Below are 7,421 nucleotides of genomic sequence, written 5' to 3'. Positions count from 1 at the left end.
GCGGGGGTGGTGCGCAAACAAGCGCACCGCCCCCGCAGTCGTGTCCGGCCCCGTCAGGGGGTGCGGGCGGTGGGGGTGGAGCGGTGCGTGCCGTGGGGCTGGAGGGTGGGCGCGAGGCGGTCCGTGGTGGTGGATGCGCGGAGGGTCGGCAGGGCCCTGGCCGCGGTCTTGGCAGAGGCGGCGGCAGGGGCGGCGCCTCCCGCCCACCAGACGGTGGTGAGTTGGGCGCTGCTGATCGCGACGGCGTTGCCGATGGAGGTGCGGGCCGCGGGGGCGTAGGAGTCGTTGCCGCCGAAGGCGACGACTTCCTGGATGCTCGCGGACTCCTTGGTGAGGTAGCCGGCGGTCAGCGGGGACAGGGAGTCGGCGGCCGACCAGAGGGCGGGGCCGTAGGTGGCGGTGACCGCGTTGCCGGTGACGGCGTTGGACCAGGTGGAACCGCCGTCCACGGTCGCGACGTTGGGCGAGGTCCACCAGAACTGGGCGAGGTTGACCGCGGTCTGCTCGTAGGAACTGCCGCTGACGTCGTAGAACTGCCACTGTGCGGCGAGCGGGGTGTTCTCCAGCGCGGTACGGGCGTTGGCGCCGACCGAGACCAGGCCGGTGGTGTCCGGGTCGAGGGAGTTGAGGTAGGTCTTCACGGCGGCGGGGATCGTCGTGCCCTTGGTGAGCAGGACCACGCCGAGGCCGCGGTAGCCGAGGGCGCCGGCGGCGGTGGAGGCCGCGACCGGGTCGTGGTAGTCCATGCCGTCGGCGACGAAGACCCAGTCGGGCTTCTTGGTGATCTGGACGGCCGTACGGGCCGAGACGGAGGCCAGGTCGGCGCCGTCCATGCGCAGCGCGGTGTAGCCGAGCGCGGTGACCTGGGAGAGGACCGTGGCGCTCAACTGCGAGGTGTTGCCCTCCAGGTAGACGGTGCTGCCCTTGGGGAGGGTGCGCTTGAGTTCGGCGGTGGCGGTGGCGTCCAGCGAGGTGCTGGAGGTCAGCACGATCGGGCCCTGCTTCTCCGCGGCGAGCGAGATCGCGGGGGTGGCGTAGGTGGCGTTGGCCTTGTCGACCAGGACCGCGGAGTGCGCGGTGATCAGGCCGGGCTCGTGGGTCGCGCCGGTGGTGTCGAAGGTGAAGCGGGACGCGGCCTGGTCGATGGTGATGCCGCCGGTGCCGTAGACCCGGTCGAGGGTGTTGTTGCGGACCGGCTGCCAGGCGGGCTTGGTGCCGCTGTTGCTGTAGACGGTGCTGATGCCGTTGGCCAGGTTGACGATCCTGGTGGTCGTGGCGTCGGCCGAGGCGGACGAGGAGGTGGCGGCGCCATAGGCGATCCGCCCGCCGGCCGGGTCCCAGGCGGGGTCGACGTGGTTGACGGCGTCGGTGGTGATCTGCTTGGCGCCGGTGCCGTCGGCGGCGGCGGTGAAGATCTGGCGGTAGCCGTCGACGACCCGGGTGAAGGCCAACTGGCTGCCGTCCGCGGAGTAGGCGGGGTCGGCGCCGTCGGAGACGATCCGCCGCACGGCGTTCGTGCTCGGGTCGAGCGTCCAGATGTCCGAGCCGGTCTCACCGCAGGTGGCGCGTTCGAAGGCGAGCGGGCCGAGGATGCTGGCGCTCGGGTGGGTGTCGCACGTCCCGGCCGGCTGCTGGTTGTCGCCGGTCAGCAGCGGCTGCTGTCCGTAGGAGGCGTCGGACGGGCCGTAGAAGAGTTCCTGGCCGGTGCTGGTGACGATGTCGCTGCCGTCCAGCCAGAAGGCGGCGTCGGTGTACTGCGCGCCGGAGGCGCCCTGCGGCCACTCGGTGGTGACGTGCGAGGGGGAGCCGACCAGGCGGGTGCTGGTGAGCCGGGTCGGGTCCTGGCCGCCGGCCACCAGACGGCTGCCGTCCGGGGCCCAGTTGGCGGAGAGCCGAGCGGTGTCGGGCAGGTTCGGCACCTCCGACGCCTCGTTGGCGTCGGCGTCGGCGGTGCTCACGCCGAAGGAGTCGACGACCGAGATCTGGCCGGTGCCGGCGGCGACCGTCATCGCCCCGGCCTGCTGTGCGGTCACGTACAGCAGGCCGGTGGCCAGCGACGCGGCCGAGGTGAGCGCCGCGAGACCGCGGCGCGTACGAGCTTTCACGTGGAGCCCCCCAAAGATGCGATGCCGTGCGGCATCGACCTACGGCATACGGTGTGCCGGCGTGCAGCAGGTGCGGTGGCGGTGCGCGCTCCGGCCCGCGGGCGCGGGCGGCCGACCGCTCAACGAGGCGGACTGCTCCCGGTGCTGCCCGAGTGCCGGTGGTGCGTTGCGTGCGGGTGCCGTCAGATCCGGCCCCGGTCCCCTCGACCGTCGGCCGTGTCCCCCCGACGTGCGCCCCCGCCGCACACCGCTGCTCCTGATGATCTCCTGCCGGCCCGCAGACCCTATGCGGGCCGGGTTGCCGCGGGCACGGGGCGGCAGGGGAAATCCTGGTGAACAGCGGCCCACCGCCGGACGCCGGCGCGGCCCCCGCCGGGCCGGAAGGGCCGCGGCGCCCTGGGGGGAACGTCATACGGCCGGTGTCCCCGATCACCGCGCGTATGCGCTTACATGGTGACAGCGCCATCACCATCTCGCTCGAGGAAAGGGCATCTGTGGCTCTCGACGGACAACCGCACGGCACGACGGGCGCCGGCGCCCACCGGCGCCCACCGGCATGGCTCTCCGAAGCCGTGATCTACCAGATCTACCCGGCGGCCTTCGCCGACTCCAACGGCGACGGCATCGGGGACCTGCGCGGGGTGCGCGAGCACCTCGACCACCTGGCCTGGCTCGGCGTGGACACGCTGTGGCTGAGCCCCTGCTTCGCCTCGCCGTTCGGGGACGGCGGGTACGACATCAGCGACTACCTGACCATCGCGCCGCGCTACGGCAGCAACGAGGACGCCGACGCGCTGATCGAGGCCGCCCGCGCCCGCGGGATGCGGATCATGTTCGACCTGGTGCCCGGGCACACCTCCCACGAGCACCCGTGGTTCCTGGAGTCGATACGAAACCCCGACGACGACCGGTACATCTGGTCCGACCGCGTCGGCGCCCCGGTGCGCGGCTGGATTCCCAACCACGCCGGGCGCGGCGGCTACTACCTCGCCAACTTCTACGCCATCCAGCCCGCCCTGAACTTCGGCTACGCCCGGCCGGACCCGGCCGAGCCGTGGCGGCAGCCGGTGGACGCGCCCGGCCCGCGGGCCAACCGCGCCGCGCTGCGGGAGGTCATGGCGTACTGGTTCGACCGGGGCGTGTCCGGCTTCCGCGTCGACATGGCCGCCTCGCTGGTCAAGGACGACCCGGGGTCGGTCGAGACCGGCCGGCTGTGGGCCGAGATGCGCGACTGGATCGACCGGGAGTACCCCGGCCGCATCCTGCTGTCGGAGTGGGGCGACCCCAAGACGTCGGTGCCGGCCGGATTCCACGCGGACTTCTTCCTGCACTTCACCGGCACCGCGCTGCGCTCCCTGTGGGACAACGGCACCGGCAGCCAGGGCTCGTGGCCGGCCATCGGCCCCTGCTACTTCGACCCCGACGGCGGCGGCTCGATGGGCACCTTCCTCGACGCCTGGCGGGAGGCGGACAAGGCGATCGACGGCGCCGGCCACATCGCCCTGCCCACCGCCAACCACGACTTCTCCCGGCTGACCTGCGGCCCGCGCACCCGCGACATGGTCGCGCCCGCCTTCGCCTTCCTGCTCACCTGGCCCACGCTGCCGGTCATCTACTACGGCGACGAGATCGGCATGCGGTACGTCCCCGGGCTGCCGGACAAGGAGGGCAGCCAGCTCGACGCCGAGGCGCGCCAGGGGTCCCGTACCCCGATGCAGTGGGACGCCTCCGCGGGGGCCGGTTTCTCCACCGCCGGCGCCGAGCGGTACTACCTGCCGGTCGACCCGGCGCCGGACCGGCCCGACGTGGCCACCGAGCGGGCCGACGAGGGCTCCCTGCTGCACCACGTCCACCGGCTGATCGCGCTGCGCAAGCAGACACCCGCGCTCCGCAGCGGCGGCACCGTACGGGTGCTGCACCGGGACTACCCGTTCGTCTACCTGCGCGGCGAGAGCCACCTGGTGGTGGTCAACGGCCGCCGCGAACCGGCGGGCGCGCCCTGGCCCGCGAGCGGCCCGGCCCCGCGGGTGCTCGCCGCGCACGGCGTCGAGCTGACCGCGTCCGGCATCCAGGCCGCCGGGTTCTCCTACGCGGTCTACGAACTCGCCCCGGGCGCCCAGGTGTCCGCGTACGAGGACGCCGACGCCGCCACGGCGGACTGACGGCGTACCCGGCCGCAGGCGCCCCGGGTCCCGGCCGACGGGCCCTCAACCGAAGGGGACTTGGGGCGCCCGTCAGCCGCGGCGCGGCGCCGGCACCGACTCCGCGCAGCCGCAGCTCGCCCGCAGCACCAGCGCGACCGGGAGCATGAGGGCGTGCGGCTCGCGCGGCGGCGCCCCGATCCGGTCCACCAGCAGCGCGACCGCCTCCTCGCCGATCCGCCGGCTCGGCTGGCGGACGGTGGTCAGCGGCGGCTGGGCCATCGCACCGAGCGGAATGCCGTCGAAGCCGGTCACCGCGATGTCCTCGGGCACGCGGATGCCGTGGGCGGCGAACTCCTCCAACGCCCCTACGGCCATCTGGTCGTTGGCGAGCACCAGCGCGTCGGGCAGCCCGCGTTCGGCGCCCCCGGCCGCGGCGTCCGGCCCCGCGACGGCGCCCCCGGCAGCGTCGATCAGTGCCCGCGCCGCGTCCCGCCCCGCGGTCCGCGTCAGGTCGCCGCGCAGCGCGGGCTCCTCCGGCACCGGCAGCCCGGCGTCCCGGCACGCGTCCCGGTACCCGAGGAAACGCGCCTCGGCGTCCGGCGAGTCCGCGGGCCCGCCGACGAACTCCAGTCGGCGCAGGCCGTGTTCCTCGACCAGATGGCGGGTCAGCTCGCGCTGCCCGGCCCGGTTGTCGACCTGGACGTTGTCGAGGTGGTCCAGCTCCGGCGGCCCGGCCAGCATGACCACCGGCATCCGGCGGGAGACCGTCTCCAGCTCCCGCGCGGCCACGGTCCTGGACATGATCGCGAAGCCGTCGACGTGGCCGGCCAGCGTGGCGACCAGGCTCGACGGGCCGTCCCGCAGCGAGGCGGCGACCAGCAGGGCGTAGCCGCGGCTGCGGGCGGCGCGCTCCATGCCGCGGATGATGTGGTCGGCGTAGAGGGTCGCGGCGCCCTCGTCACCGTCGCCCGGGGTGTCCGTCTCGGGGTCGGCGTGGTCGGGGATGCACAGGCCGAGGATGCCGGTGGTCCGGCTGGCCAGGCCGCGGGCGCTGCCGCTGGGGACGTAGCCGAGGTCGCGGGCGGCGGCGAGCACCTTCTCCCGGGTGGGCGCGCGGACCGCGTCGGGCGAGCGGTAGACCCGGGAGACCGTGGCGATCGACACACCGGCCAGCTCGGCCACGTCGTAGACCGTCGGCGTCCCGGTCGTGCCGGTCGCCGGTTTCCGCGCAGTGGCCACTTGGTGCTCCTCTTCCGGTGCGCGCGAACACGCCTGCTCCCCGTATGCGCATACACGCAGCACACACGGTACCCCCCGGGAAGACGGCCACCGTCCGCCCGGGAGGGCCGCGAGCAACCGCCCGAGGCCGTGCGCAGTTCACAGGACAGGAACCTTGCGGAAACGAAATGTATGCGCATACAGTGCGGAAAGCGCAGGCAGGGGCCTGTGCCCTCCCTCCTCGGAGGTGCCTCAAGGGAGAGGATCACCCCACCATGACGCGTGCCAGCGGGAGACGGCTGAAAGCCGCCGCAGCGTTCGGGGTCGCCGCCATGCTCGTCGCCACCGGCTGCTCGGTCTCGGTGAAGTCCGGCACCTCGAACGTCGGCCCGACCACCTTGCTGGTCGGCGGCGCGGACAACGGCTCACCGGCGCTGTTCCGGAACTTCAACCCGTTCTCGCCGAACAAGCGCAACCTGACGACGTGGATGTACGAGCCGCTCGGGGTCGTCAACAACCTCGACGGCGCCGAGACGCCGTTCCTCGCCACCGGCTACGACCTGCCGAACGCCAGGACCGTCGACTTCCACATCCGGCAGGGCGTGCGCTGGTCGGACGGCAAGGCGTTCACCGCGGCCGACGTCGCGTACACCTTCCAGCTGCTGCGCACCCATGCCGCGCTGGACGCCGCCGGCGTCTGGCAGCACATCCGCTCGGTGTCCGTCGACGGCGACGACGTGGTCTTCCACCTGAAGAACTCCGACGTGCCCGCGGCGAAGCTGATCGAGCAGACGCTCATCGTGCCCGAGCACATCTGGCGCAAGGTCAAGGACCCGGTGACCTACACCGATCCGAACCCGGTGGTCACCGGCCCCTACACGCTGGCGCGCTTCACGCCCAACCAGTACACCCTGGCGAAGAACAAGAGCTACTGGCAGGCCGACAAGGTCGAGGTGCAGAAGGTCGTCGTGCCGGGCTCCAGCTCGGACCTGGCGATCGCCACCCAGGGCTTCGACTGGGCGTACTCCTTCTTCCCGAACGTCGACAAGACCTGGGTGAAGGCGGACGAGCAGCACAACAGCTACTGGTTCCCGCCCGGCGGCATCGTCTCGCTGCTGCCCAACCTCACCAAGGCGCCGTTCAAGAACATCGACTTCCGCAAGGGACTGTCGCTCGCGCTGGACCGCCAGCAGATCGCCGACAAGGCGGAGCAGGGCTATGTGCGGGCGGCCAGCCAGACCGGGCTGCTGCTGCCGAACGAGAAGGCGTCGCTCAACACCGCCATCCCGGACCAGGGCATGGTGACCCAGGACACCGCCGCCGCGCTCGCCGCGTTCGCGAAGGCCGGCTACACCAGGCACGGCGGCAAGCTGGTGGACGCGTCCGGCAGGCCGCTGAGCGTCGACCTCACGGTGCCGGACGGCTGGTCGGACTGGCTCCAGGGCGCACAGGAGATCATCCAGCAGCTGCGCGCGGTCGGCATCACCGTCAAGCTCGACAAGCCGCAGCCCGCGGCGTACCAGCAGGACCTCCAGAACGGCGACTTCGACCTGGCGCTGGGCACCGTCGGCGGCTCGGGCTCGCTCTACCAGGACTACAACAACCTGCTGAACTCCGCGTTCAAGAAGGCGGTGGGCACCTCCACCGCGTCCAACTACGAGCGCTACGGCGACGCGGCGACCGACAAGCTGCTCAACACGCTGCGCACGACCACCGACCCGGCCGCGCAACAGCGCCTCGCCGACCAGTTGCAGAACGTGGTGTACGGGCAGCTGCCCGAGATCTCGCTCTTCTACGGCGGCCTGTGGGGCCTGTCCAGCGACAAGAAGTTCACCGGCTGGCCCAGCCAGAAGAATCCGTATGCGTCGTTGATGACCTGGGGTTCGACCCCGCTGCTGGTGATGACGCATCTGCGGTTGGCGAAGTAGGCGACCGCGGAAGGGACGAGGAGAAC

Annotated in this window: 4 protein-coding genes; 2 read left to right on the top strand and 2 right to left on the bottom strand. The window is 72.5% G+C overall.

The genetic code is table 11. The features are described 5' to 3' along the window. Positions 1 to 53: 53 nt before the first annotated feature. On the bottom strand, positions 54 to 2,105 hold the full coding sequence (locus AC3ERT_RS32845) for a TolB family protein (protein WP_435178520.1): 2,052 nt from the start codon (positions 2,103 to 2,105) through the stop codon (positions 54 to 56). A 494-nt stretch (positions 2,106 to 2,599) separates the two neighbouring features. Here AC3ERT_RS32845 and AC3ERT_RS32840 point away from each other — a divergent pair, with 494 nt between their 5' ends. Continuing rightward, positions 2,600 to 4,267: an alpha-amylase family glycosyl hydrolase gene (locus tag AC3ERT_RS32840; RefSeq protein WP_435178518.1), complete on the top strand. Its 1,668-nt coding sequence runs from the start codon at positions 2,600 to 2,602 to the stop codon at positions 4,265 to 4,267. 72 nt (positions 4,268 to 4,339) lie between these two features. On the opposite strand, the gene AC3ERT_RS32835 is transcribed toward AC3ERT_RS32840, so the two are convergent. Continuing rightward, positions 4,340 to 5,488, bottom strand: a complete 1,149-nt coding sequence (locus AC3ERT_RS32835; RefSeq protein WP_335982381.1) for a LacI family DNA-binding transcriptional regulator — start codon at positions 5,486 to 5,488, stop codon at positions 4,340 to 4,342. Positions 5,489 to 5,742: 254 nt separating this feature from the next. On the opposite strand from AC3ERT_RS32835, the gene AC3ERT_RS32830 reads away from it, so the two are divergent. Further along, positions 5,743 to 7,395, top strand: coding sequence for an ABC transporter substrate-binding protein (locus AC3ERT_RS32830; RefSeq protein ID WP_435178516.1), 1,653 nt, complete (start codon positions 5,743 to 5,745; stop codon positions 7,393 to 7,395). The last annotated feature ends 26 nt before the right edge of the window (positions 7,396 to 7,421 follow it).

The organism is Actinacidiphila sp. bgisy145 (assembly GCF_057708125.1).
The sequence above is the reverse complement of the archived record's forward strand: the minus strand, read 5'-3'. Positions and strand labels throughout refer to the sequence as shown.